The following is a 23599-nucleotide window of genomic DNA, read 5'->3' as shown; positions in this document are numbered from 1 at the left end:
TTACTCAGCTTCGGCAGGAGCCTGTGCTGGTTTTACTGCATCTTCGTACGAGACCGATTTGTCGGTCACAGTCGCTTTCTGCAGGACAGTATCCACAACTTGTTCTTCAAGCACAACCGAACGCACTTCGTTCATTTGCTGGTCGTTCTTGTAGTACCAGCTGATGACCTGCTCTGGCTCCTGGTAGGCGGAAGCCATTTCCTGGATCATTTCGCGAACCTTGTCTTCGTCAGGCTTGAGGTCGAACTGCTTGACCACTTCAGCGACGATCAGGCCCAGCACGACGCGACGCTTGGCTTGCTCTTCGAACAGCTCGACCGGCAGTTGCTCAGGCTTGATGTTGCCACCGAACTGCTGAACCGCTTGCACGCGCAGACGGTTGACTTCGTTTTCCAGCAGCGCTTTCGGCACTTCGATCGGGTTGGCGGCCAGCAGACCGTCCATGACCTGGTTTTTCACCTTGGTCTTGATCGCCTGGCGCAGTTCACGCTCCATGTTCTTGCGAACTTCGGTGCGGAAGCCTTCCAGGGTCGATTCCTTGATGCCGAACTGGGCGAAGAATTCTTCGTTCAGCTCAGGCAGCTGTGGCGCCGAAACACTGTTGACGGTGATGGTGAACTCGGCGGCCTTGCCGGCCAGGTCGAGGTTCTGGTAGTCCTCTGGGAAGGTCACGTTGACAACGCGCTCTTCGCCAGCTTTGGCGCCAACCAGGCCATCTTCGAAGCCTGGGATCATGCGGCCGGAACCCAGCACCAGCTGGGTGCCCTTGGCCGAACCACCGGCGAACTCGACGCCGTCGACCTTGCCAACGAAGTCGATGTTGACCTGGTCGTCGTTCTGCGCAGCGCGCTCGACGATTTCGAAGCGGGTGTTCTGCTTGCGCAGGACTTCGAGCATGTTGTCCAGGTCGGCGTCGGCCACTTCGGCGCTCAGGCGCTCGACGTTGATCGAGTCGAAGCCGGCAACGGTGAACTCAGGGAACACTTCGAAGATTGCGACGAATTCCAGGTCCTTGCCTTTTTCGAAGGACTTCGGCTCGACGGCCGGAGCGCCAGCCGGGTTCAGCTTCTGCTCGACAACGGCTTCGTAGAAGGACGACTGGATCAGGTCGCCGAAGGCTTCCTGACGGGCGTCGGCTTCGTAGCGCTGACGGATGACGCTCATTGGCACCTTGCCAGGACGGAAGCCTGGGACCTTGGCGCGACGGGCAGTCTGTTGCAGACGCTTGGTGACTTCGGTCTCGACGCGCTCGGCCGGGACGGCGATGGTCATGCGGCGCTCGAGAGCGGAAGTGTTTTCAACCGAAACTTGCATGGATATTCCTCGTTGCACAGACGTTAGCCGGCGATAGCCCGACTCCAGAATCAAGGGCAAACATTCTAGTGACTCACGCACCAGAAGTCACCCCACTCGGGACGACGGGAAAGCACGCCGATCGATTTCATTCAAGGGCCCGGGCGATTGAGCGCCAGACCCTCTCCGTTAGGGCTGCGCGCCACTGTTCACGGCGCGCGACTGAAAAACCTTGTCAAACAACTGCAGCGCAACCGATCGTCAGCCCTGCTCGGGATCGATCTCGTTGAACGCGCAGTACTCTTCCCACGCCATACCCAGCGCTTCGGCCACCTCGCGATGGACCTCCAGGCGCATCGCCTGCAGCTGCTCAGGGCTTTCGGCGATCAACTGCAGGGCCAACTCCCAGGGCTCGATGCCCTGCTCCTGCGCCGCATCCTCGAAGGCCCACTCGATCTGCTGAGCCTGCTCGCGGGCATCCAGCGCGCGGATTTCCTCGAGCATCTGCGGATTGGCCTCGGCGAAACGTTGCAGCGCCAGCGCCTGGCGAGCTTCTTTGGCAATCATGGGTAACTCCTTGCCGGCCAACCAGCCGGAATTTCAACCGACTGAAATCTATCAGCTTTTATAAGGTCGCCACCAGAGGGCATGACGCACGGAGGCTATTGCTGGCTATTTGCGCACGGCAGCGGCCGGCTGCGCCACTGCTGCCAGGCCTGCGCCCAGCCCTGCTCATGGCTGGCACCGGCGATCGAAACGAACTGCGCACAGCTGGCCGCGCCCAGTTGGCGCCGATAATACGCCGCCACTGCGGCGGGCACCTGCCGGTCATCGCCGCCCAGCAGGTGCCGCTGCGCGATCGTCGCCAGGCGCTGGCGATACTGCAGCGGCTCCAGCGAGCCCTGCAAGGGCGTCAGCTCAAGCTCGCGCGCCCATTCAGCCGGGCTGAGATTGCCCGCCAGCGTCTGCACCTGCCGCACATCATCACGCCGCCCCGCCAGCAGCAAGGCCAGGGCACCGCCCCCTGAGTAGCCGACCAGTTCGAACGCCTGGTTACCGTAGCGCCGCTTGAGCTGATCAAGGGCCTGCTCGAGGCTGACGAGCACCTCGGGCGAGAAGCGCCGCGCGGTCCACATCGCCGGCGTGCAGCCTGGCGCGGTGACGAACTGGCACGGCCGGGCCAGGTACACCGACGGCTGCGGGTCATCGAACGCCAGCTGCGCGAGCATCAGGTGCCGCGGGCTGGGGTCCAGGCTCGGCTGGGTAGCGGTCGCCCAGGCACGCCCATCCCCTTCCAGATAGACCCGCAACAGCGGAGCTGCGGCTGGGATACGCGCAGCGCTGTAGGCCAGGGGGTAATCGCGGGTCTGCAACACCTCGACACGCTGGCCATGGGCCGCCGCGAGGGTTTCGAGATTTTCCCGAGGGGACTGGCAGCCGGCGATTGCCAGCATGCCCAACGCGAGAAGGAAGCCGGGCATTCCGGCACAGCGGTGGGTCATTCTGCCTCTGGATGCTGACTGAACGATATTACGGAACTCCATCCCCAAAAAATCAGCTTAGGCCGGAGCCACCAAAACCTTTAAGTACCTTATCCGCACAGCGCAGAAACGACAAAGGCGCCCGATCTCACGATCAAGGCGCCTCTGAAAAATATGGGGTGGACGATGGGAATCGAACCCACGACAACCGGAATCACAATCCGGCGCTCTACCAACTGAGCTACGCCCACCATAGTGCGGTACTGCGTTGAAACCTTACAAAAACATGGTGCGGACGAAGAGACTCGAACTCTTACAGCTTGCGCCGCTGGAACCTAAATCCAGTGTGTCTACCAATTTCACCACGTCCGCATGCAACACTTAAAACAAAGGCGCCAGATCCAACAATCCAGGCGCCTTCGTAGAATATGGGGTGGACGATGGGAATCGAACCCACGACAACCGGAATCACAATCCGGCGCTCTACCAACTGAGCTACGCCCACCATATTGCAGTACTACGTCACTTGCGTGCCTATGCTGCCTAATGGCGCACCCGGCAGGACTCGAACCTGCGACCATCCGCTTAGAAGGCGGATGCTCTATCCAGCTGAGCTACGGGCGCAATAAGCATTCGACCTGACCGAACGAGGATTACCAGTCAAGCTGCTAAACCACTCATTCTGCCCGACTTCGCCAACCAGTGCTAGGCTGTGCCCGACAAGTGCGCCGAATGTTATAGGCGAGCTGCTAAAGCGTCAACACCTTTCTCAAAAAAATTTAAATTATTGAAGGGGTTAGAGGATTTGCCCGACCACCCGCCTTTGCCCTCGGCGCGTGTCGTGCGAGAATGCGCCCCTCTATATGTTCCTTTCTCGATGGTTAATCACGCGTCTATGACTGCACACCTTATCGATGGCAAGGCGATCGCCGCCAGCCTGCGCCAGCAGATCGCTCAACGTGTCGTGGAGCGTCGCCAGCAAGGCCTGCGTACGCCAGGCCTGGCGGTGATCCTGGTCGGCACCGACCCCGCCTCCCAAGTCTATGTATCGCACAAGCGCAAGGACTGCGAAGAGGTCGGCTTCATTTCCCAAGCCTTCGACCTGCCCAGCGATACCACGCAGCACGCCCTGACCGACCTGATCGACCGCCTCAATGATGATCCGGCGGTCGACGGCATCCTGCTGCAACTGCCGCTGCCGGCGCACCTCGACGCGTCGCTGCTGCTCGAGCGCATTCGCCCGGACAAAGACGTCGACGGCTTCCATCCGTACAACGTCGGTCGCCTGGCCCAGCGTATCCCGCTGCTGCGCCCGTGCACCCCGAAAGGCATCATGACCCTGCTCGAAAGCACCGGTCAGGACCTGTACGGCATGGATGCGGTGGTGGTTGGCGCGTCCAACATCGTCGGCCGGCCGATGGCCATGGAGCTGCTGCTGGCCGGCTGCACCGTGACCGTGACCCACCGCTTCACCAAGGACCTGGCCGGCCACGTGGGCCGCGCCGACCTGGTGGTCGTGGCCGCCGGCAAGCCGGGCCTGGTCAAGGGTGAGTGGATCAAGCCGGGTGCCATCGTGATCGACGTGGGCATCAATCGCCAGGAAGACGGCAAGCTGGTCGGCGACGTGGTCTACGAGACCGCCCGGCCGCGCGCGGGCTGGATCACGCCGGTGCCGGGTGGCGTTGGCCCGATGACCCGCGCTTGCCTGCTGGAGAACACACTGTATGCGGCGCAAGAGCTGCATAAGTGATTGGCACCACGGGGTCTGGCATCCAGTGAAGTCATAAAGAGAACGGCACCCTTTGCGGGTGCCGTTTTTTTTGGTTCTTCAGCATGGGCTTGGGCTTGCCGATTGGGGGCTTATCCATTCGATGTGGTGGCACTTATGGCCCCTTCCGCCCTTACGGCGGGTCACTTTTTTCTTGGAAAAAGTAACCGAAACCGCCGGCTCCCACATACGGCCCTCCGCTGCGCTGCGGGTTCCCTCACTCCGGTCTTGCTCCCGCGTGGACCGCGCCGGACGGGCCTTCCTGGCCCGCGGCGCTTGCCGGCTACCCATGGCCGTCACCTCGCTCCGCAAGACCTCCGTTCGGCCTCCTGAGGCCGCCAAGTTAGGGGTGGCGCCTGGGCTGGCGTTATCTTCGACAGTGGCAATGGTGGTGGATAGCTTGGCCTCTTCGCGGGTAAACCCGCTCCCACAGGGACCGCAGTGGCCTTACAGTCAGCAGAGAACCTGTGGGAGCGGGTTTACCCGCGAAGAGGCCGGAACTGCCAATGCACATTCTGGCGCTGACGCGCTGTACCGCCCTTATAAACAAGCGAGAGCGCAGCGATTCGCCAGCCGTTGCCCTGGCCCTTGATCTGGCCGTTGATCTGGATCTGGCTCGTGATCTTGATCTACTGCGACTTCAGGAGGCCGAACGGAGGTCTTGCGGAGCGAGGTGCCGGCCAGGAAGGCCGGCAAGGGCTGCGGGCCAGGAAGGCCCGTACAGCCCGGTCCTCGCGGGAGCAAGACCGGAGTGAGGGAACCCGTAGCGCAGCGAAGGGCCGGATGTAGGAGCAAGCGGTTTTTGGTTACTTTTTTCCAAGAAAAAAAGTGACCCGCCGTAAGGGCGGAAGGGGCCAGTGGCCGCACCACACCGAACGGATAAGCTCAACAATCGAAACGCGCCACCACCGGCAACTATCCCAATAACCCCTGAAGAACCGTTTTTTTGCCTGGGTTTTGTAGGTGCCGTGTTGGCCTCATCGCGGGCAAGCCCGCTCCTACAGACGCCCCCGCCGCATCTGTAGGAGCGGGCTTGCCCGCGATGAGGCCAGAGCGGCCTACACCACCCTTCCCTTACTTGCGCGCCGCTTCCCACGACTTGACCAGCTCGGTGTAGCTAACAGTCTCGCCCTGGGGCTTCTCATTGGCCAACTTGGGCTTCGGCGCCCCCGGCTGGTCGAACCAGTACTGGGCGTCCTTCTCCGGATTGAGCTTGGGCGCACAGGTTGCCTGCGCCTTGGAGCGCTCGAGCCGCGCCAGCATGGCATCCTGGTCACGGGCCAGGCCGTCCAGCGCCTCCTGCGGAGTCTTCTCGCCGCTGGCGACCTCGGCGATATGGCTCCACCACAGCTGGGCCAGGCGCGGATAGTCCGGCACATTGGTACCGGTCGGGGTCCACTGCACCCGCGCCGGGCTGCGGTAGAACTCGACCAGGCCACCGAGCTTGGGCGCCAGGTCAGTCATGGCCTGCGAATTGATGTCCGACTCGCGGATCGGCGTCAGCCCGACGATGGTCTTCTTCAAAGAGACCGTCTTGGAGGTGACGAACTGGGCGTACAGCCAGGCGGCCAGGCGCTGCTTCTCAGGCGTGGATTTGAAGAAGGTCCAGGAGCCGGTGTCCTGGTAGCCGAGCTTCATGCCCTCCTCCCAGTACGGCCCTTTGGGCGACGGCGCCATGCGCCACTTGGGCGTGCCGTCGGCGTTGACCACCGGCAGGCCCGCCTTGGTCATGTCGGCGGTAAAGGCGGTGTACCAGAAGATCTGCTGGGCGATGTTGCCCTGCGCGGGCACCGGGCCGGCCTCGGAGAAGGTCATGCCCTGGGCTTCCTTGGGCGCGTAGGCACGCAGCCAGTCGACGTACTTCTGGGTCGCGTAGACCGCCGCCGGGCCATTGGTGTCGCCGCCACGGGTGACGCTGGAGCCGACCGGGTGGCAGTCCTCGACGCGGATGCCCCACTCGTCCACCGGCAAGCCGTTGGGCAGGCCCTTGTCGCCGCCACCGGCCATGGAGAACCAGGCATCGGTGAAGCGCCAGCCCAGCGAGGGGTCTTTCTTGCCATAGTCCATGTGGCCATAGACGCGCTTGCCGTCGATTTCCTTGACGTCTTCGCTGAAGAACTTGGCGATGTCCTCGTAAGCCGACCAGTTCACCGGCACGCCCAGCTCATAGCCGTACTTCTCCTTGAACCTGGCCCGCAGATCGGGCCGCTCGAACCAGTCGGCGCGGAACCAGTAGAGGTTGGCGAACTGCTGGTCGGGCAGCTGATAGACCTTGCCATCCGGCGCGGTGGTAAAGGAAATGCCGATGAAGTCCTTGAGGTCGAGGGTCGGCGAGGTGTAGGCCTTGCCTTCGTTGGCCATCAGGTCAGTGATCGACTCGACCTTGCCGTAGCGAAAGTGCGTGCCGATCAGGTCGGAGTCGTTGACCCAACCGTCATAAATGTTCTTGTCCGACTGCATCTGGGTCTGCAGCTTTTCGACCACGTCGCCTTCCTGCAGCAGGTCGTGGGTCAGCTGGATGCCGGTGATTTCACTGAAGGCCTTGGCCAGCACCTTGGACTCGTACTCATGGGTGGTGATGGTTTCCGACACCACGTTGATCTTCATCCCACGGAACGATTCGGCCGCCTTGATAAACCACTTGAGCTCGGCCAGTTGCTGCTCCGGGGTCAGGGTTGACGGCTTGAACTCGCTGTCGATCCACTTCTTCGCCGCGTCTTCGTACTGATCGGCCCAGGCACTGCCGTGCAGGCCGAGCAGGAGCAAGGCCGCCAGGGTCACCTGTCGCCGCTTGTTGTTGTTATCGAACATGGTCATCTCCCGATTGAGTTATTCCAGGCGCCAGTCAGCCCCAGCGCAGCACCACCACAAGCCAGGCCAGCGACAGCAGCGAGGCCACCCACAAGGGCCAGGTGCTGACCCCGACCACCAACAGGTGCAGGTACGCGCTGACCAGCAAGCCGATGAACAAGCGGTCGCCACGCGTCGTGGCGATCGGCAGCCAGCCGCGCCGCTCGACGCACGGCCGGCGCAGTTCGAGCAAGGTCATGCACAGCAGCAACAGGCCGACCGCGGCGAAGAACAGCGCCGTCGGCAGGGTCCAGGCCATCCACTCCATCGCAGCGCCCTCCTCACACCCGGCCAAGGGCAAAGCCCTTGGCCACATGGTTGCGAACGAACCAGATCACCAGCATGCCCGGCAGGATGGTCAGCACCCCGGCGGCGGCCAGCACGCCCCAGTCGATCCCCGACGCCGACACGGTGCGGGTCATCACCGCCGCGATCGGCTTGGCGTTCACCGAGGTCAGGGTGCGCGCCAGCAACAGTTCGACCCAGGAAAACATGAAGCAGAAAAACGCCGTGACGCCGATCCCCGAACCGATCAGCGGGATGAAAATCTTCACGAAGAACCGCGGGAAGCCATAACCGTCGATGTAGGCGGTTTCGTCGATTTCCTTGGGCACGCCGGACATGAACCCTTCGAGGATCCACACCGCCAGCGGCACGTTGAACAGGCAATGGGCCAAGGCCACGGCGATGTGCGTGTCGAACAGGCCGATCGACGAATACAGCTGGAAGAACGGCAACAGGAACACCGCCGGCGGCGCCATGCGGTTGGTCAGCAGCCAGAAGAACAGGTGCCGGTCGCCGAGAAAGCGGTAGCGCGAAAAGGCGTAGGCGGCCGGCAGCGCCACCGCCAGCGAGATGACCGTGTTCAGGCACACGTAGTACAGCGAATTGAGGTAGCCGGTGTACCAGCTCGGGTCGGTGAAGATCACCCGGTAGTTGGCCAGGGTAAACGCCTCGGGCCACAAGGTCAGGCCGCCGAGGATTTCGCTGTTGGGCTTGAACGACATGTTCAACAGCCAGTAGATCGGCACCAGCAGGAAGAAGAAGTACAGCAGCAGCGGCACGCTCTTGCGCAGGTTCATGGCCTAGTCCTTGTCGGCATGGGTCATGGCGGTATAGAACAGCCACGACACCAGCAGAATGATCAGGAAGTACACCAGCGAGAACGCCGCCGCCGGCCCCAGGTCGAACTGCCCGACCGCCATCCGCGTCAGGGTCTGGCTGAGAAAAGTGGTGGCGTTGCCGGGGCCGCCGCCGGTGAGCACGAAGGGCTCGGTGTAGATCATGAAGCTGTCCATGAAGCGCAGCATCACCGCGATCAGCAGCACGTTCTTCAGCTTGGGCAACTGGATGTGCCGGAACACCGCCCAGGCCGAGGCACGGTCGATACGCGCGGCCTGGTAATAGACGTCGGGGATCGCCCGCAGGCCGGAATAGCACAGCAGCGCCACCAGCGAGGTCCAGTGCCAGACATCCATCACCAGCACGGTGATCCAGGCATCGAAGGGGTTGCCGGCATAGTTGTAGCTGACGCCCAGTTGAGCCAGGGTGGCGCCGAGCAGGCCGATGTCGGCGCGGCCGAAGATCTGCCAGATGGTGCCGACCACGTTCCACGGAATCAGCAGCGGGATCGCCATGACGATCAAACACACCGACGCCATCCGCCCCCGGGTCGGCATGGTCAGGGCGATGGCGATACCCAGCGGGATCTCGATCAGCAGCACGCAGCCAGAGAAGATGAACTGACGCAGCAGGGCAGCGTGCAGGGCCGGGTCCTGCAGGACCTGGCGGTACCAGTCGGCGCCGACGAAATAGCGGCTGGACGGGTCGAAGATGTCCTGCACCGAGTAATTGACCACGGTCATCATCGGCACCACCGCGCTGAACGCCACCAGCAGGAACACCGGCAGGACCAGCCACCAGGCCTTGTTGTTCTGCACCTTGTTCATGGCCCCGCCTCCAGCAGCAGGTCGTCGACATAGAGCATCAGCCACTGGCTCGGCAGGCTGACCCAGGCCCGTTCCAGCGGCACCGGACGGTCCTCGGGCAGGCGCGCCTTGAGCGTCGTGCCGCCCAGCGCCAGGCTGACAATGCGGTAGGTGCCGAGGTCTTCGACATCGACCACCCGCGCCTCGAACGCGCCGTCGAGCGGGTGTTCCCAGACCTGCACGAACTCTGGCCGGATACCGACCTGCAGGCGCCCACCCGGTTGCGCGGCGAGCTGTTCGCGCAGCGCCTGCGGCAGCGCCAGCTGGACCTCGCCGAAGGCCACCCCGTCGCCCTGCACCTGAACCTCCATGAGGTTCATCCCGGGGCTGCCGATGAAGTAGCCGACAAAGGTGTGCCGCGGCCGCTCGAACAGCTCGCGCGGGGTGCCGAACTGGACGATGCGCCCGCCATGCATCACCGCGATCTTGTCGGCGAAGGTCGAGGCCTCCAGCTGATCGTGGGTGACGTAGATCATGGTGATGTTGAACTGCTCGTGAATCTGCTTGAGCTTGCGCCGCAGCTTCCACTTCAGGTGCGGGTCGATCACCGTCAGCGGCTCGTCGAAGAGGATCGCCGACACGTCCTCGCGCACCAGGCCGCGGCCCATCGAGACCTTCTGCTTCTCGTCGGCACTCAGGTTGCGGGCTTTCTTCTTGAGTACCCCGGCAAGGTCGAGGACCTCGGCGATCTCCGCCACGCGCTGGCGCACCCGCCCCTCGTCGAGGCCCTGGTTACGCAGCGGAAAGGCCAGGTTGTCGAACACGCTCATGGTGTCGTACACCACCGGAAACTGGAACACCTGGGCGATGTTGCGCTGTTGCGGCGACAGCTCATTGACCGGCTTGCCATCGAACAGCACCTCACCCTGGGACGGGCTGAGCAGGCCGGAGATGATATTGAGCAAGGTCGACTTGCCGCAGCCCGAAGGGCCGAGCAAGGCATAGGCGCCGCCCTGTTCCCAGACATGCTCGAGCTCATGCAGGGCGTAGTCGGCCGCCGAGGCCGGCTGGCGACTGTAGCTGTGGGCCAGGTGGCGCAAGCGGATCTCGGCCATCAGGCACTCCTCGCCTGGCGCAGGCCGGGCGCCTGCAACAACACCCCGGCACTGTCGAAGACGAACAGCTTGTGGGTCGGGACGAACACCCGGATGGCCGTGTCGACCGGATAGCCGTGCACGCCCGGCAGGTGCAGGATCATCCGCCAGTGCTCGTTACGCACGTGCAGGAAGGTTTCCGAACCGCTGATCTCGGCCAGCTCCACCAGCACCGACAACTCCAGGTCATCGTCATGCGCGGGCACCAGGGTGATGTGGCTGGGGCGTACGCCGAAGCGGTAGCTGCCGTCGCCGAGCCGGCGCAGGTCGGCATTGCGGGCGAAGTGCACGGCGCCGGCCAGGCTGACCTCGTTGCCGACGATCTGGCCAGCGATCAGGTTGATCGGCGGCTCGGAAAACAGCTCGGCGGCGAGCACGTTGCAGGGCTGGTGATAGACCTCGGCCGTGGGCCCGCTCTGGATGATCCGGCCCTCGTGGAGGATGGTCGTGGTGCCGCCCAGCGCCAGCGCCTCATTGGGCTCGGTGGTGGCATACACGGCAATGCAGTTGCGCGCGGCAAACAGCTCGCGCAGCTCCTGGCGCAGGCCCTCGCGCAGCTTGTAGTCGAGGTTCACCAAGGGCTCGTCGAAGAGGATCAGCGAGGCGTCCTTGACCAGCGCGCGGGCCATTGCCGTGCGCTGCTGCTGGCCGCCCGAGAGCGCCAGCGGCAAGCGCTCGAGGAAGGGTTCGAGACGCAGCATCTGCGCGGTTTCGTGCACCCGCCGGCGGATCTCCTGCTCGGGCAGGCGGGCCTGGCGCAGCGGCGAGGCGATGTTCTCGAACACCGTCAGGGTCGGGTAATTGATGAACTGCTGATAGACCATCGACACGTTGCGCTGACGCACCGGCACGCCGGTGACGTCCTGATCGTTCATCAAGACCCGGCCACTGTCCGGCCGATCGAGCCCGGCCATCAGGCGCATGAGGCTGGTCTTGCCGGCCAGGGTGCGACCGAGCAGCACGTTGAACGAGCCGGGCTCGAAACGCAGGCTGGCCTCGAGGATCCAGGCCTGGTTATCGACGCTGCGGCTGACCTGCTCCAGCACCAGGGACATGGCGGGGCCTATTGTCGTTGTTGTGCGCAGAGCAGAGCCAGATCCGTGCCAGCCATGGGCGCCCGCTCTGGCGTGAGGCTTCGGCCGAACGGCCGCTGCGCACGCTGTTCACGGCTGAACAGAAATGAACACTTTCGCTGCACACCTGAACACGCCGCGCATTGACAACGAACCGGCGTGAACGACACTCAAGGGCGGTCGGCAGAAAACAACAACACACAGGACGGGCCCATGGCCACCTCCGCTTCGACCCATGAACTGATCATCCAGGCCTCCTGGGCGCGCTGTCGCGAACATGGCCTGCAGGCGCAATGCGCGCCGGATTTCGACTGCCTGAGCAGCGCCGAACTGAGCAGCCTGCTCGAACGCCAGCAGGCATTGCTGCGCCTGACCCGCGACGAGGTGCTGCCGCAGTATGCGCACCTGCTGGGCAACGCCAGCTACCTGGTGATGCTTGGCGATGCCAGTGGCTGCCTGCTCGAAGCCTGGGGCACGCGGCGCTTCGTCGACCCGCAGCAGGCGCAAGGCTTCGTCGCTGGCGCTCGCTGGTGCGAGCAGCGCGTGGGCACCAATGCACTGGGCACCGCGCTGGTCTGCGGCGAGCCGATCCATGTGGCCCAGGACGAACATTTCCTCCGTCAGAACCGCTACATGGCCAGCGCGGCGGCGCCGCTGTTCGATGCCGAGCGGCGCCTGATAGGCGTGCTCGATGTCGCCAGCGATGGCTACCTGCCCGCCGCGCAGACCCTCGGCCTGGTGCGCATGATGGGCCAGAGCCTGGAGAATCGGCTGATCCTGGCCCAACAGGGCGACCAGCACTGCCGGTTGCTGTTCAACAGCGGCCCGGACAGCCTCGACAGCCCCTGGGCCGGCCTGTTGCTGTTCGACGACCGTGGCCGGGTGCTGGCGGCCAACCAGCGCGCCGACAGCCTGCTCGGTCGCGACCCGTTGCGTCACAGCCTGGAGCAGTTGTTCCAGATCCCGCTGCGCCAGTTGCTGGCACACCCCGAAGGCCAGCCCTTCGCTTTGCACGCCAGCGGGCGCAACCGCCTGCACTGCCAATGGCATGCCCCGCGCAGCGCCAGCCGGCCGCGTGCCAGCAGCAGCGACCCACGGGTCGACAAGGCACTGGCCCAGGCCAGCCTGTTGCTGGAAAAAGACATCCCGCTGTTGGTGCAGGGTGAGACCGGGGTCGGCAAGGAAGTCTTCGTCCAGGCCCTGCACCGCGCCAGCAGCCGGGCCGGCCAGCCGCTGGTGGCCGTGAACTGTGCAGCGATCCCGGCCGAACTGGTCGAGTCGGAGCTGTTCGGCTACGACAAAGGGGCGTTCACCGGCGCGCACCACAAGGGCAACCCCGGGCTGATCCGCAAGGCCGACCAGGGCATCCTGTTTCTCGACGAGATCGGCGACATGCCGCTGGCCACCCAGGCACGCCTGTTGCGCGTGCTGCAGTCGCGCAGCATCCAGCCGCTGGGCAGTGGTGAGCCGGTGGCGGTGGACATCCGCGTGGTCTCGGCGAGCAATCGTGACCTCGCCGCCGAGGTCCAGGCCGGGCGCTTTCGCCAGGACCTGTACTACCGCATCGCCGGCCTGGTGGTGAGCCTGCCGCCGCTGCGCGAGCGCAGTGACCAGCGCCAACTGATCGAACAACTGCACGCGCGGCACCGTGAGCCCGGGCAACCGCAACGGCTATCCGACGACGTCATGACCCTGCTGTTGTGCCATCCCTGGCCGGGTAACCTGCGCCAGCTGAGCAGCGTAATGCAGGTGGCGCTGGCGCTGGCCGGGACACAACCGATCAGTGCCGAACACCTGCCAGAGGCTTTGCTTGCACCACCCGCGCGGCCGCTCGAACCCGCGCCAACGAGGCTCACCAGCGCCGCGCCCGGCGACCTGGCCAGCCTGCTGCGCTCGAGCGACGGCAACGTGTCATCGCTGGCGCGGGCGCTGGGCATCAGTCGCACCACGCTGTACAAACGCCTGCGCGAGCAGGGCATCGAGCCCGACAACCGCCCTGTCGATGGGCAAAGGTGTTAGCCGGATACCGAACCTGCGCTCGGCCCCCTGATTAGCCTCGCTGCTTCCGTCACCAGGAGCAGCCCATGCCGCACTCTCTGCCTCATCACCTCGTCCTGATCCAGCAACGCATGCCCCAGTGGCTGCAGCACGCCAGTGCAGACCAGCGACACACACTGAAGACCCGCATTCAGCTCAGCCATCGCGCAACACGCGCGCTGCACGACGCCATGGCGCCGATCCAGTCGGTGGAGCATTTCTGCCGCCCGCGCCTGCGCGACGCCCTCGGCCACTGGTTCCCTGACATCACCGTGCCTGACGTCGACCGCGCCCTGTGCCTGGACCGTACCCCGGGCCAGCAGCGCTCGCTGTCCTGGCTGGAAGCGGCCATGCAGAACATGGAAGCCGACACACCGATCCGCTTGTACGCCTCCAACGAGGCGCCCGCGCCAATGGCGATCGAGCCTGCCAGGTTCATCAGCGGGATCCGCAACCTCGACCTCGGCGAAGGTTACCTGAGCCACCTGCGTGAACACCTCGACAATGATCCCTTGCGCGGTTTGCTGCGCGCCCAGGACCACGCCGCCTTCGCCGCCGAGCTGAGCACTGCGCGCCTGCAAGGGCACCTCGACAGCGACGGGGAAGCCTTGGGCGAAGCGGCACTGACAGGTGCGCACGAAGTGCCGACGTCGAACGGCTCGGCAGGCCTGCAGTGCGGCTACCTGAGCCTGTTCGGCATTGGCCTGGCCGGCCCGCTGCTGGTGCGCCGCGACCCTCACGAGGGTGCCGAACCCTGCTTGCTGTACCTGCCCGGCGACCCCGAGGGCGCGCTGCGCCAGTACCCATCGCTACAGGCCGTGGGCGCCGCGCTGACGCAACGGCTGTGGGGCGCGGAGTTCCGGCGGTTGTTCACGCGCTACGTCAGCCACGCGCAGCAACCGCTGTTCGCGGCACGACTACGGCAGACCCTCTACCCTCGCTATCCCTACTCGACATTGCATCCAACCCCGCCGGTGCTGGAGAAGGGTGAAGCGTTCAGCTGGATCAAGCGGGTGTTCCCCGCCCCGCATGACCTCTGGCAAGAAACCCTGGACAAGAATGCCCGCTTACCCCTGGACTTCGCGCCCTGGCGTGGCGACTGTTTCAGCGCCCGCGCCAGCCACCAGGTACGCAGTGCCCTGGACGACGCCGTGACCCTCGTTGTGCCCACTGCGCAAGTCGACGCTGCCGCCCGCGATGCCCGGATACTGGGATGGCTCGGGGTCGGCCTGAACGTGCTCAACGTGGCCAGCCTGTTTGTCCCAGGCCTGGCACAGGTGATGCTGGTGGTTGGCGGCGCACAGATCGTCGGTGAGTTTCTCGAAGGCGTGCATGCCCTTGACGAGGGTGAAACCGACGCTGCCATCGGCCATTTGTTCGCCGTGTTCGAGAACCTGGTGCAGTTTGCCGTGCTCGGCGCGGCGCAGGCCGCGATCGAGTTGCCCGGGCCGCTGGACAACTGGCTGAGCATCCCTGGTAAATCCGGACCACGCCTGTGGCACGGTGACCTGACGCCCTTCACCCGTGAGGCACCCTGGCCAATCGACGCCGTGGCCAACGCCGAGGGCCTGCACACCTGGCAAGGCCGGCAGTGGCTCAAGCTCGACGGCAGAGCCCTGGCGGTCGAGCGCAGCCCAGAAGGCCGCTGGCAGCTGATGGCTCAGCCAGGGCACCGCTATCAGCCGCGACTGTTTGGCAATCGGCTTTCGCCCTGGCAATTCGAGCACGAGCAGGCGCAGGGCTGGACGGCCGCCAAGCTGCTGCGACGCATCGCCAACAGCTCGCCTGCGGTGAGCGATGAAACCTTGCTCCGCGCGCTGCGTTGCAGTGGCTACAGCGAAGCGGCCGTGCGCCGTGTGCTGGTCGACCAAGTGGCCGCCCCTGCCCTGCTGCTCGACAGCCTGCAGGCACTCGAGGCCGCCGAGGCGACGGTGCCCAGCAGCCTGTCCGCCAACGCCCAGGTGCTGGCGCGAGACTTCCCCTCGCTCAGCGCCGGCGCCCGCCAGGAGATCCTCGCCCAGGCCAGCGCCAAGGCCCTGGCGACGTTGCAACTGAGCGGCCGCCTGCCACTGTCGATGGCCGAAACCGCGCGTATCTACCTGCGCGAAGCGCGCATCGACCGGGCATTGCAGCGTTTCTATCAACGCAGCGGACCGGTCGAGGACCGCGACGCCTTGATATTCGGCACGCTGGAGCGATTGCCTGGCTGGACGTCGGAGGTGCGCCTGGAGCTGCGAGACGCCAGCACCACCGGCGCCCTGCTCAAGGCCAGCGGCGCGGCAGGCCGCCCGGTCAAAACGGTGGTGCGTAGCCCCCAGGGCTACCAGCCCTATGACGAGCAGGGCATTGCCCTGGCAAGCACGGCGGATATCTACCGGGCCATACTCCATGCCCTGCCAGACGGCCAGCGCACAGCGCTGAAGGTGCAGATCCACGCGCCGCTGGCATTGCGCGACGCTCTGTTCGAACGGGCCGCCGGAGACCGTCGGCACAGCGCGGCGCAGCTGCGTATGGCACCACTGCGCCCGCTCTATCGCCTGCCGACCCGCCTGGCCGAGGACCGCCGCATCGGTTACCGGCTCAGTGGCCGGGGTCAAGGCTTGGCCGATGATGACGCGCTGTTCGAGGCCTTGTTCCCCAGCCGTACGCCGGGCGATCGCGCTGCGCTGCGACATCGCCTGGTGCAGGAGGCCGGGACCCTCCCCGGGGCGTTTACCCGCTTGCTGGTGGGCCTGCGCGAAGACTACCAACGCCTCGAGCGTACGCTTGATCAATGGGTCAACGATCCGCAGGGCATCGCCGTCGGTGCCATCGAGCAGCAGCTGGCCGCCCGCACCGAGGCCGCCCGGCGCATTCGCCAGGCCTGGCGGCGCGACGGCGCGCCAGACGATGTCGGGCTGACCTTGCAGGCACAGTCGCTCGGCGCGCTGCCGACGCTGCCGGCGCGCCTCGACCACGTCCGGATGCTGGTCGTCAGCGGTGCTCGCAGCGGCGAAGCGGCCAACCTTGACGGGTTTCTGCAGGCGTTTGGCGGCGTACAGTTGCTGGACATCTCCGCCAACCAGCTGCGCTGGCTGCCCGAGTCGATCGGCGAAATGCGCGGCCTGCAGTCGCTGGACGTGGCAGAAAATGTCCTTGCACTCGACAGCGAGCGCAACCTGGGCGTGCTGATGCGGCTGACCGATCTGCGCCAGCTGAACCTGACCGACGCCGTGGAGAATCTGCCCGTCGCAACCCTGCAACGGCTCGGCCAGTTGCCACACCTGGACGCGCTACAGGCCGACCTGAACACGCTGACGCTGCACAGCGGGCACTTTCAGGCCTTGCAGGGCTGGCCGTCGTTGACTGACCTGAGCCTGGGCAGCAATGACATTCGCCTGACGCTCGAGAGCCGCAGCGCGCTGGCCCAGCTCAACCGCCTGCAGTCCTTGCGGCTGAGTGAAAACCCGTTGCAGCTGGCACCCGACGTGAGTGGCTGGCGCGACCTGGCAACGCTGGATCTCGAGCACAGCGAGATCGTCGACTGGCCCGTCGGCCTGACCGCCCTGATGGACCAGCGCCCGCTGGTACTGCGCACGCTCGACCTCAGTGGCAACCACATCGTCGAGGTACCGATGCTTCAGGACAGCGCCTTCGCTGAGGCGATTCGCAGCAATGACCAAGGCACCTACTATGACTTCGATGGCAACCCGTTCAACCCACAGGCCCAGGCCCGTCTGCACGATGCCGGCCTGACTGCGGTCCCCGGCCAGGCAGAGGCGGACCCGCCGCAGGTCGACGACTGGGCTGTCGAGCTGCCCGCCGACCTCGAGGCGCAGCGTCAGGCCAACGCCGATGACCCTGCCTGGACACCCCTGTACCGACTGTTCGAGCGCATGCTCGACACCCAGCAGTACCTGGCCAATCCTGCCCGCCTGCGCGAGCGCATGGCCCACATCCTGCGGGTCCTGAGCGATGAGCCGGCGGCTGGCGATGACGCCGGCTGGGGCCTCGACGCGCTCCGCCAACAGCTCATCGACGAGATCAACGAGGCCGCAGAGGCGTGCGTGGACCAGGCTAGCCTGCTGTTCCAGCAGGTCGAAAACGACGTCTCGATCTGGCGCTTCGTCGCGGCGGCCCAGGCCAGCGCCAGCGATGAACGCGTGGCCGTGGCGGCGGCCACCGGCATGGCCCGCCAAGCGCACCTGGATCAACGCGTCGCCGCGCTGTACGACGCCCGGGTCGCCCGCCGCACGGCCTTGGCCGCGGCCCAGGATGACGCCGCGCGTCAGGCGGCGCCTGCGCTGCACCCGGACGACGACCTCAGCGACGCGGTGCTCAGCGACACGTGGCAGCCGATCGACGAGATCGAGATCGCCCTGGTAGCGCGCATCCAGCTACGCGAACGCCTGGGCCTGCCGGAGCAACCCGGGCAACTCGCCTTTGCTTACCTCGCGCGCCTCAGTGAGGCGACCCTGCAACGCTTGGGGCAGGCGGTGCTCGCCGAGGTCGACGCGCACTTCCTGGCGCACTGGGCCAGCGCACAGCGCTTCTGGCGCGCCTGGACCCGGCGTTTGCACCCGGCGCCGTTCGAGGCGCTGGCGCGGGAGTGGGAGGCTGGCGCGGAGTATTTCAACGCGCTGAGCGAGCCCACCCCGGCGCCCGGCCCGTACCCTGGGCCAGCCGTGCCCGAACGCTTGATCGTCGCTCTGGAACAGCAAACCGCCACGGTGCCCGGGCTGGTCTGGCGCATCGATGGCGTGCTGCAGCGCATCGACCTGGTGTCCAACCGCTACCCCGGCGAGAGTGCCCTGTATGCGTTGGCGGGACGGCTGTTGCTGAGCAGCCGTGGTGAGGCCGAGGACGCGCTGTTCATGCACCTCGCAGAGGCGATGTTCCAGGTGAACTGAGGGCCAACGCGAGGCCGCGCCAACGGGCTGGGCAATGGCCCGGGGCGCGGCTAGCCAGCGCTAGCTGAGGGCTGCTGTGCAGCCAGGCATTCAACCGCGCTAGCGGTTGAAGCGCTCCACCAACGCGCGCAAACCGGCGCACACCTGCTCCAACTCAGCCCCACGCGACGCCGCCGCGTTGGCGCCGACGGCGCTCTGCTGGGCGATCCCGGCCACCCCGTTGATCTGCCGCGAGACGTCTTCGGCGACCGACGATTGCTGCTGGGAGGCCGTCGCCATCTGCTGGCTCATGTCGCTGATCCGCTGCACCGCCTGACGAATGCCGTGCAACGCAGTCTGCGCCTCGAGCACTCGCGCCACGCCCTGCTCGGCGCCCGCGATGCCACGGCTGGCGATCACCACCGCCTGGTCGGCACCGCCGCGCAGCTCGTCGATGATGGTCTGGATGTGCAGGGTCGACTGGCGGGTCTTGTTGGCCAGCGCGCGCACTTCATCGGCCACCACCGCGAAGCCACGGCCTTGCTCGCCGGCCCGGGCCGCTTCGATGGCGGCATTGAGCGCCAGCAGGTTGGTCTGCTCGGCGATCGCGCGGATCATCCCGGCGGCCTCGGCGATGGTGTCGGTCTGACCGGCCAGGTCGCTGACCGCCTGGTTGATCTGGCCCACCGTCGCGGCCAGGTCGCGGATCGCCGCGCCACTGGCATCGGCCACCTGGCTGCCCTGCTCGGCCAACTGGTGAGCGGTGTGGGCTTCAGCCGCAGTCAACTGCACATGGCTGGCGACCTCGCTGATCGACGCGGCCATTTCGGTCATGGCCGTGGCACTGAGGTCGGTTTCTGCGCGCTGCTCGAGCAAGGCCGCCTCGGTCCCGCGGGACAGGCTGCCGGCGTCGTGGGCCGCCACTGCCATCTGTGCGGCCAGGTCGCTCAAGCGGGTGAGCGCGGTCTTCAAGCGCGCTTCTTCGCTGATCAGGATCAGTTCGAGCTGCCCGGCCGGGCCGGCCAGGTCGCTGTAGGTCAGGGCCGCGACCGCATCGGCAAAGGTGCCGTCGGCCCCCTTGACGATGCTGCGCAATTGCCGGCCGACACCGCCTTGCAGCCACCACCCCGTCGCCACGAACAGGGCCAGGGTCAGCCCCTGGCCGACCAGGCCTGGCCACAGCTGGTTAGCGGCAACCGCCAACGCCCCACCCAGCACCGGCACGGCCAGGGCCTGGAGCACGGCTGCCAGGCGCTGCCCGGCCGGCAGCACGCCCTTGCCTTCGCGCAAGCGCGCATACAAGGCCTCGGCCCGCGCGACCTGCTCGCGGGTCGGGCATACCCGCACCGACTCGTAGCCCACCAGCCGGCCGTCTTCGAGGATCGGCGTGACGTAGGCGTTGACCCAGTAGAAGTCGCCGTTCTTGCAGCGGTTCTTGACGATGCCCATCCAGCTTTTGCCGGCCTTGAGGTACCCCCACATGATCTCGAACACCGCTTCGGGCATGTCCGGGTGACGCACCAGGTTGTGCGCACTGCCGATCAGCTCCGCCTGGGTGTAGCCGCTGATGGCCGCGAACTCGGCATTGCAGTAGGTGATCAGGCTGGCCGTGTCGGTGGCCGAGATGAGGCGCTGCGCTTGTGGAAAGCGTTGTTCGACCGGCGAAACCGGCAGGTTGAGACGCACGATGTGACTCCTGGGATGGCTGAGCCGGCGGAGTGTCGGATCGGCGCTAAGATTTTTGAATGACTGTTCAGTCAAAAAAAATCGAAGTCTACGGGTCCCGTTCAGGATTGCAATAAACGCTTAAAAAACAGTTATTTATTGATTCAGCCCGCGCACCGTTATTGCGCAGCGCAAGGGCTCTGCGGCGCTGCTTGGCAGCAGGATTGCGCGCAAACGGTTGCGTAGCAGGCGCTAATTCGGCGCCTTGCACCGCGCTAGAGCTTCCCACCCAAAAACGCCCCACAACTGGTCAGACCGGTAAGGCCAAAATCCCTTGCATTGTCGGAATTTTCGCGCTTTTATGATCTCGCACTGAACAAACCGGTAAGACCACAATAATTAAGTTCTGCGCTCTTTGGCCCCACCGCCATCGAAGCAAGGACACCGATCAGAGACTCCTCCCATGCTTAAGTGGTGCTCGCGTTCGATTTTCCTCCAAGTGGTGCTAGGGCTAGCCCTCGGTATTGCCTGCGGCCTCAGCTTCCCTGAAGTGTCCCTCCAGTTGAAACCCCTCGGCGACGGCTTTATCAAGCTGATCAAGATGCTCATCGGCCTCATCGTGTTCTGCGTGGTGGTCAGCGGCATCTCGGGTGCTGGCGACCTCAAGAAGGTCGGCCGCATCGGCCTCAAGTCGGTGATCTACTTCGAGGTCCTGACCACCATCGCCCTGATCATCGGCCTGGTGTTCGCCTTCACCTCCGGCATCGGCAGCGGCGCCAACATCCACCTGGATCAACTGTCCAGCGCCGACGCCAATGGCTTGGCCGAGCGCGGCCAGCACATCCATGGCACCGCCACCTTCCTCATGGACCTGATCCCGACTTCAGTGGTCGGCGCCTTTGCCGACAACAACATCCTCCAGGTGTTGCTGTTCTCGGTGCTGTTCGGCAGCGCCCTGAACCTGGTCGGCGAGTCGGCCTCGGGCATCTCGCGGCTGATCAACGAGCTCAGCCACGTGATCTTCCGCATCATGGGCATGATCGTGCGCCTGGCGCCGATTGGCGTGTTCGGCGCCATCGCCTTCACCACCAGCAAATATGGCCTGGAGTCGCTGCAGCACCTGGGCGGCCTGGTGGCGCTGTTCTACCTGACCTGCGCCGGTTTCGTCGCCGTGGTGCTGGGCACCGTGATGCGCGTGTCGGGCCTGCGCCTGTTCCCGTTGCTCAAGTACCTGCGTGAAGAGCTGACCATCGTCATGGGCACCGCTTCGTCCGACGCGGTACTGCCGCAGATCATGCGCAAGCTCGAACACTTGGGCATTGGCAGTTCGACCGTCGGCCTGGTGATCCCGACCGGCTACTCGTTCAACCTCGATGGCTTCTCCATCTACCTGACCCTGGCCATCGTGTTCATCGCCAATGCCACCGGCACGCCGCTGGCCATGACCGACCTGCTGACCATCCTGCTGGTCTCGCTGGTCACCTCCAAGGGCGCCCACGGCATCCCGGGTTCGGCGCTGGTAATCCTCGCCGCGACCCTGACCGCCGTGCCGGCGATCCCGGTGGTCGGCCTGGTGCTGGTGCTGGCGGTGGACTGGTTCATGGGCATCGGCCGTGCACTGACCAACCTGATCGGCAACTGCGTCGCCACCGTGGCCATCGCACGCTGGGAAAAGGACATCGACCTGGAGCGGGCCAATAACGTGCTCGACGGCAAGCCGGGCTTCGCCCACCTGCCGCGCAAGCAACCCAACGCCCACCAACAGGAATTCTGATCACAGCGGGCCGGCGACCCAGCCGGCCCGCTGCAGGAGCTTCGATGCACTTTTTTTCAAGGAGCCCACCATGATCAGTTCTTCGACCGTGGTCACCTCGGTGGTGGAGAAACTCCGCCACGCCCTGGCCCGCGGCCAGTGGCGCACCGGCGAAATGCTGCCGGGCCAGCGCGAACTGGCCGAGCAACTGGGCATCAGTCGGCCGAGCCTGCGTGAAGCGGTCACCGTGCTGGAAACCCTCGGCCTGGTGCGTTCGTTGCCCGGCAAGGGAGTACTGGTGCTGGATGCCGAGGCCGCCGCCCAGGACCCGCTCGGCGACAGCGTCGGCACCGCCAGCCTGGCTGACGTGCTGGAGCTGCGCTACACCCTCGAACCGTTCATCGTTGGCCTGGTCGCGCAGTCGGCCAACAGCCAGGACATCGGCCAACTGCGCCTGACCCTGATGGACATGCGCGAGGCGCTCGACGCCAATGACAGTGAAGCCGGCGTCAGCGCCTACATCGCCTTTCACCAGGCGCTGTTCGCGCTGACCACCAACCCGATCTTCCAGAGCGTGGTGCAGCAGACCGGCAATGCCCTCAAGCAAAGCGCCGACATGCTGCGCAATTCGCCCGAACACCTGGCCGCACGGCTGCGCGAGAACGACGCCGTGGTACGCGCCATCCGTGACAAGAACAGCGCTGAAGCCAGCGCCCAGATGCGTCGCCATATCCTTCAGGAAGGGCAACGCATGGGCATCCAATTGAACATCCCGGACGAACACCCCGGCCAATGACTCGAGGACCGCGACCATGACCGCCTGCGCCCACGCCGCCCCGCACTTGCCCGCCCTGCTCAGCGCCGGCGAGACCCGCCTGTCGGCCGAGCAGATCTACCCCCGGCTGTTCGACGCCATCCTCGAACAGCGCCTGCCACCGGGCAGCGCCCTGCCCGAACAGGCCCTGGGCGATGCCTTCGGGGTCAGCCGCACGGTGATCCGGCGCGTGCTCGGCCGCCTCTCGGACCAGCAAGTGGTGGTCCAGCGCCCAAGCCACACCGCGCACCTGGCGGCCCCCGACCCGCAGCAGGCGCGCCAGGTGCTCAGCGCCCGGCGCCTGGCCGAGACCACCCTGATCACCCTGGCGACGCAACGGGCCCGGCCGACGCAGATCCGCCAGTTGCGCCAGCTGGTCGAGCGCGAACGCCAGCACCATGAACGCGGTGAGCGCTGCACGGCGATCCGCCTGGGCGGCGAGTTCCACCTGAAGCTTGCCCAGATGGCCGCCAACGCCCCGCTGGCGCGCTTTCTCAATGGCCTGGTGCCGATGACGTCGCTGATCATCGCCCGCTATGAATCGCCCTGCTGCGAGCACTGCGCGTGGGAAGAACATGCGGCGATCATCGACGCGGTTGAGCGCGGCGACAGCAGCGCGGCGCTGGCCTTGATGCACGAGCACCTGGATCGGCTCGAGGCCAAGCTCGACCTCGGCGTCGACCAGAGTGCGTAATCAGAGACATCTGCGCTGACCTCTTCGCGGGTAAACCCGCTCCCACAAGGACATGAGCTGTTCTGAGGACTTGGGCGGCACTCCCCACTGGACAGCGCTGCGCTGAGGCATTGCGCGGCACCTGTGGGAGCGGGTTTACCCGCGAAGAGGTCGGTACCGTCGAAACACTCCGGGTGCCAAGCCCCAAGCCCCGCCCTTACCTATAATCAGAGAACCCTCCC

Annotated in this window: 15 protein-coding genes, 4 tRNA genes and 2 pseudogenes; 6 read left to right on the top strand and 15 right to left on the bottom strand. The window is 65.4% G+C overall.

What is annotated here, in order from left to right:
• From tig to CCOS865_RS09735, 7 genes are all read right to left on the bottom strand, one after another.
• Entirely contained in the window at window positions 1-1314 is a 1314-nt protein-coding gene (gene tig, locus CCOS865_RS09765; RefSeq protein ID WP_119140193.1) for a trigger factor, read from the bottom strand.
• Window positions 1315-1554: 240 nt separating this feature from the next.
• Complete coding sequence (locus CCOS865_RS09760; protein WP_119140192.1) at window positions 1555-1860, bottom strand: DUF6388 family protein; 306 nt, start codon at window positions 1858-1860, stop codon at window positions 1555-1557.
• Between the two features lie 95 nt (window positions 1861-1955).
• Window positions 1956-2747 (bottom strand): alpha/beta hydrolase, encoded by a 792-nt coding sequence (locus CCOS865_RS09755; protein ID WP_244216076.1) that lies wholly within the window; start codon window positions 2745-2747, stop codon window positions 1956-1958.
• A gap of 202 nt (window positions 2748-2949) precedes the next feature.
• Window positions 2950-3025, bottom strand: a tRNA-His gene (locus tag CCOS865_RS09750).
• A gap of 36 nt (window positions 3026-3061) precedes the next feature.
• Window positions 3062-3146: transfer RNA gene (locus CCOS865_RS09745), tRNA-Leu, on the bottom strand.
• A gap of 57 nt (window positions 3147-3203) precedes the next feature.
• A tRNA-His gene (locus CCOS865_RS09740) sits at window positions 3204-3279 on the bottom strand.
• Window positions 3280-3321: 42 nt separating this feature from the next.
• A tRNA-Arg gene (locus tag CCOS865_RS09735) sits at window positions 3322-3398 on the bottom strand.
• Between the two features lie 271 nt (window positions 3399-3669).
• On the opposite strand from CCOS865_RS09735, the gene folD reads away from it, so the two are divergent.
• The gene (gene folD, locus CCOS865_RS09730) at window positions 3670-4524 is read left to right on the top strand and encodes a bifunctional methylenetetrahydrofolate dehydrogenase/methenyltetrahydrofolate cyclohydrolase FolD (RefSeq protein WP_119140188.1); all 855 of its coding nucleotides are present in this window, start codon (window positions 3670-3672) and stop codon (window positions 4522-4524) included.
• 1092 nt (window positions 4525-5616) lie between these two features.
• Here the strand turns inward: folD and CCOS865_RS09725 are convergent.
• Genes CCOS865_RS09725 through CCOS865_RS09700 form a run of 6 tightly spaced genes read right to left on the bottom strand, consistent with a single transcriptional unit; the run spans window position 5617 to window position 11529 of the window.
• Window positions 5617-7353, bottom strand: a complete 1737-nt coding sequence (locus tag CCOS865_RS09725; RefSeq protein ID WP_119140978.1) for an ABC transporter substrate-binding protein — start codon at window positions 7351-7353, stop codon at window positions 5617-5619.
• A gap of 34 nt (window positions 7354-7387) precedes the next feature.
• Window positions 7388-7660, bottom strand: coding sequence for a DUF2160 domain-containing protein (locus CCOS865_RS09720; RefSeq protein WP_119140186.1), 273 nt, complete (start codon window positions 7658-7660; stop codon window positions 7388-7390).
• 13 nt (window positions 7661-7673) lie between these two features.
• Window positions 7674-8474: a carbohydrate ABC transporter permease gene (locus CCOS865_RS09715; protein ID WP_119140185.1), complete on the bottom strand. Its 801-nt coding sequence runs from the start codon at window positions 8472-8474 to the stop codon at window positions 7674-7676.
• Between the two features lie 3 nt (window positions 8475-8477).
• A complete protein-coding gene (locus CCOS865_RS09710; RefSeq protein WP_119140183.1) occupies window positions 8478-9341 on the bottom strand; it encodes a carbohydrate ABC transporter permease in 864 nt (287 codons plus the stop codon).
• Window positions 9338-10435 (bottom strand): ABC transporter ATP-binding protein, encoded by a 1098-nt coding sequence (locus tag CCOS865_RS09705; RefSeq protein WP_119140181.1) that lies wholly within the window; start codon window positions 10433-10435, stop codon window positions 9338-9340. The genes CCOS865_RS09710 and CCOS865_RS09705 overlap by 4 nt, the downstream gene beginning before the upstream one ends.
• Complete coding sequence (locus CCOS865_RS09700) at window positions 10435-11529, bottom strand: ABC transporter ATP-binding protein (protein WP_119140179.1); 1095 nt, start codon at window positions 11527-11529, stop codon at window positions 10435-10437. The genes CCOS865_RS09705 and CCOS865_RS09700 overlap by 1 nt, the downstream gene beginning before the upstream one ends.
• A 231-nt stretch (window positions 11530-11760) precedes the next feature.
• Between CCOS865_RS09700 and CCOS865_RS09695 the strand changes: the two genes are divergently transcribed.
• Together CCOS865_RS09695 and CCOS865_RS09690 are read left to right on the top strand one after the other, a co-directional pair.
• Complete coding sequence (locus CCOS865_RS09695) at window positions 11761-13566, top strand: sigma-54-dependent Fis family transcriptional regulator (protein WP_119140177.1); 1806 nt, start codon at window positions 11761-11763, stop codon at window positions 13564-13566.
• 65 nt (window positions 13567-13631) lie between these two features.
• The gene (locus CCOS865_RS09690) at window positions 13632-18473 is read left to right on the top strand and encodes a dermonecrotic toxin domain-containing protein (protein WP_119140175.1); all 4842 of its coding nucleotides are present in this window, start codon (window positions 13632-13634) and stop codon (window positions 18471-18473) included.
• Between the two features lie 99 nt (window positions 18474-18572).
• Here the strand turns inward: CCOS865_RS09690 and CCOS865_RS28725 are convergent.
• Together CCOS865_RS28725 and CCOS865_RS28720 are read right to left on the bottom strand one after the other, a co-directional pair.
• Window positions 18573-19064 (bottom strand): annotated as a pseudogene (locus CCOS865_RS28725) (methyl-accepting chemotaxis protein); the annotation flags it as partial.
• Window positions 19065-19856: 792 nt separating this feature from the next.
• Window positions 19857-20138 (bottom strand): annotated as a pseudogene (locus CCOS865_RS28720) (PAS domain-containing protein); the annotation flags it as partial.
• Window positions 20139-20580: 442 nt separating this feature from the next.
• Here CCOS865_RS28720 and CCOS865_RS09680 point away from each other — a divergent pair.
• The 3 genes from CCOS865_RS09680 (at window position 20581) to CCOS865_RS09670 (ending at window position 23378) form a co-directional block, all read left to right on the top strand.
• Entirely contained in the window at window positions 20581-21891 is a 1311-nt protein-coding gene (locus CCOS865_RS09680; RefSeq protein WP_119140171.1) for a C4-dicarboxylate transporter DctA, read from the top strand.
• 70 nt (window positions 21892-21961) lie between these two features.
• A complete protein-coding gene (locus CCOS865_RS09675; protein ID WP_119140169.1) occupies window positions 21962-22666 on the top strand; it encodes a FadR/GntR family transcriptional regulator in 705 nt (234 codons plus the stop codon).
• 16 nt (window positions 22667-22682) lie between these two features.
• A complete protein-coding gene (locus CCOS865_RS09670) occupies window positions 22683-23378 on the top strand; it encodes a GntR family transcriptional regulator (RefSeq protein ID WP_119140167.1) in 696 nt (231 codons plus the stop codon).
• Window positions 23379-23599: the final 221 nt, after the last annotated feature.

This window comes from Pseudomonas reidholzensis (genome assembly GCF_900536025.1).
Classification (GTDB): Bacteria; Pseudomonadota; Gammaproteobacteria; order Pseudomonadales; family Pseudomonadaceae; genus Aquipseudomonas; species Aquipseudomonas reidholzensis.
This window is presented reverse-complemented; position numbering and strand designations above follow the sequence as displayed.

What these genes read in the sequence shown, in the direction of transcription:
- tig (WP_119140193.1), bottom strand. Translation starts at nt 1,314, where the DNA reads ATGCAAGTTTCGGTTGAAAACACTTCCGCTCTCGAGCGCCGCATGACC.
- CCOS865_RS09760 (WP_119140192.1), bottom strand. Translation starts at nt 1,860, where the DNA reads ATGATTGCCAAAGAAGCTCGCCAGGCGCTGGCGCTGCAACGTTTCGCC.
- CCOS865_RS09755 (WP_244216076.1), bottom strand. Translation starts at nt 2,747, where the DNA reads ATGCTGGCAATCGCCGGCTGCCAGTCCCCTCGGGAAAATCTCGAAACC.
- folD (WP_119140188.1), top strand. Translation starts at nt 3,670, where the DNA reads ATGACTGCACACCTTATCGATGGCAAGGCGATCGCCGCCAGCCTGCGC.
- CCOS865_RS09725 (WP_119140978.1), bottom strand. Translation starts at nt 7,353, where the DNA reads ATGTTCGATAACAACAACAAGCGGCGACAGGTGACCCTGGCGGCCTTG.
- CCOS865_RS09720 (WP_119140186.1), bottom strand. Translation starts at nt 7,660, where the DNA reads ATGGAGTGGATGGCCTGGACCCTGCCGACGGCGCTGTTCTTCGCCGCG.
- CCOS865_RS09715 (WP_119140185.1), bottom strand. Translation starts at nt 8,474, where the DNA reads ATGAACCTGCGCAAGAGCGTGCCGCTGCTGCTGTACTTCTTCTTCCTG.
- CCOS865_RS09710 (WP_119140183.1), bottom strand. Translation starts at nt 9,341, where the DNA reads ATGAACAAGGTGCAGAACAACAAGGCCTGGTGGCTGGTCCTGCCGGTG.
- CCOS865_RS09705 (WP_119140181.1), bottom strand. Translation starts at nt 10,435, where the DNA reads ATGGCCGAGATCCGCTTGCGCCACCTGGCCCACAGCTACAGTCGCCAG.
- CCOS865_RS09700 (WP_119140179.1), bottom strand. Translation starts at nt 11,529, where the DNA reads ATGTCCCTGGTGCTGGAGCAGGTCAGCCGCAGCGTCGATAACCAGGCC.
- CCOS865_RS09695 (WP_119140177.1), top strand. Translation starts at nt 11,761, where the DNA reads ATGGCCACCTCCGCTTCGACCCATGAACTGATCATCCAGGCCTCCTGG.
- CCOS865_RS09690 (WP_119140175.1), top strand. Translation starts at nt 13,632, where the DNA reads ATGCCGCACTCTCTGCCTCATCACCTCGTCCTGATCCAGCAACGCATG.
- CCOS865_RS09680 (WP_119140171.1), top strand. Translation starts at nt 20,581, where the DNA reads ATGCTTAAGTGGTGCTCGCGTTCGATTTTCCTCCAAGTGGTGCTAGGG.
- CCOS865_RS09675 (WP_119140169.1), top strand. Translation starts at nt 21,962, where the DNA reads ATGATCAGTTCTTCGACCGTGGTCACCTCGGTGGTGGAGAAACTCCGC.
- CCOS865_RS09670 (WP_119140167.1), top strand. Translation starts at nt 22,683, where the DNA reads ATGACCGCCTGCGCCCACGCCGCCCCGCACTTGCCCGCCCTGCTCAGC.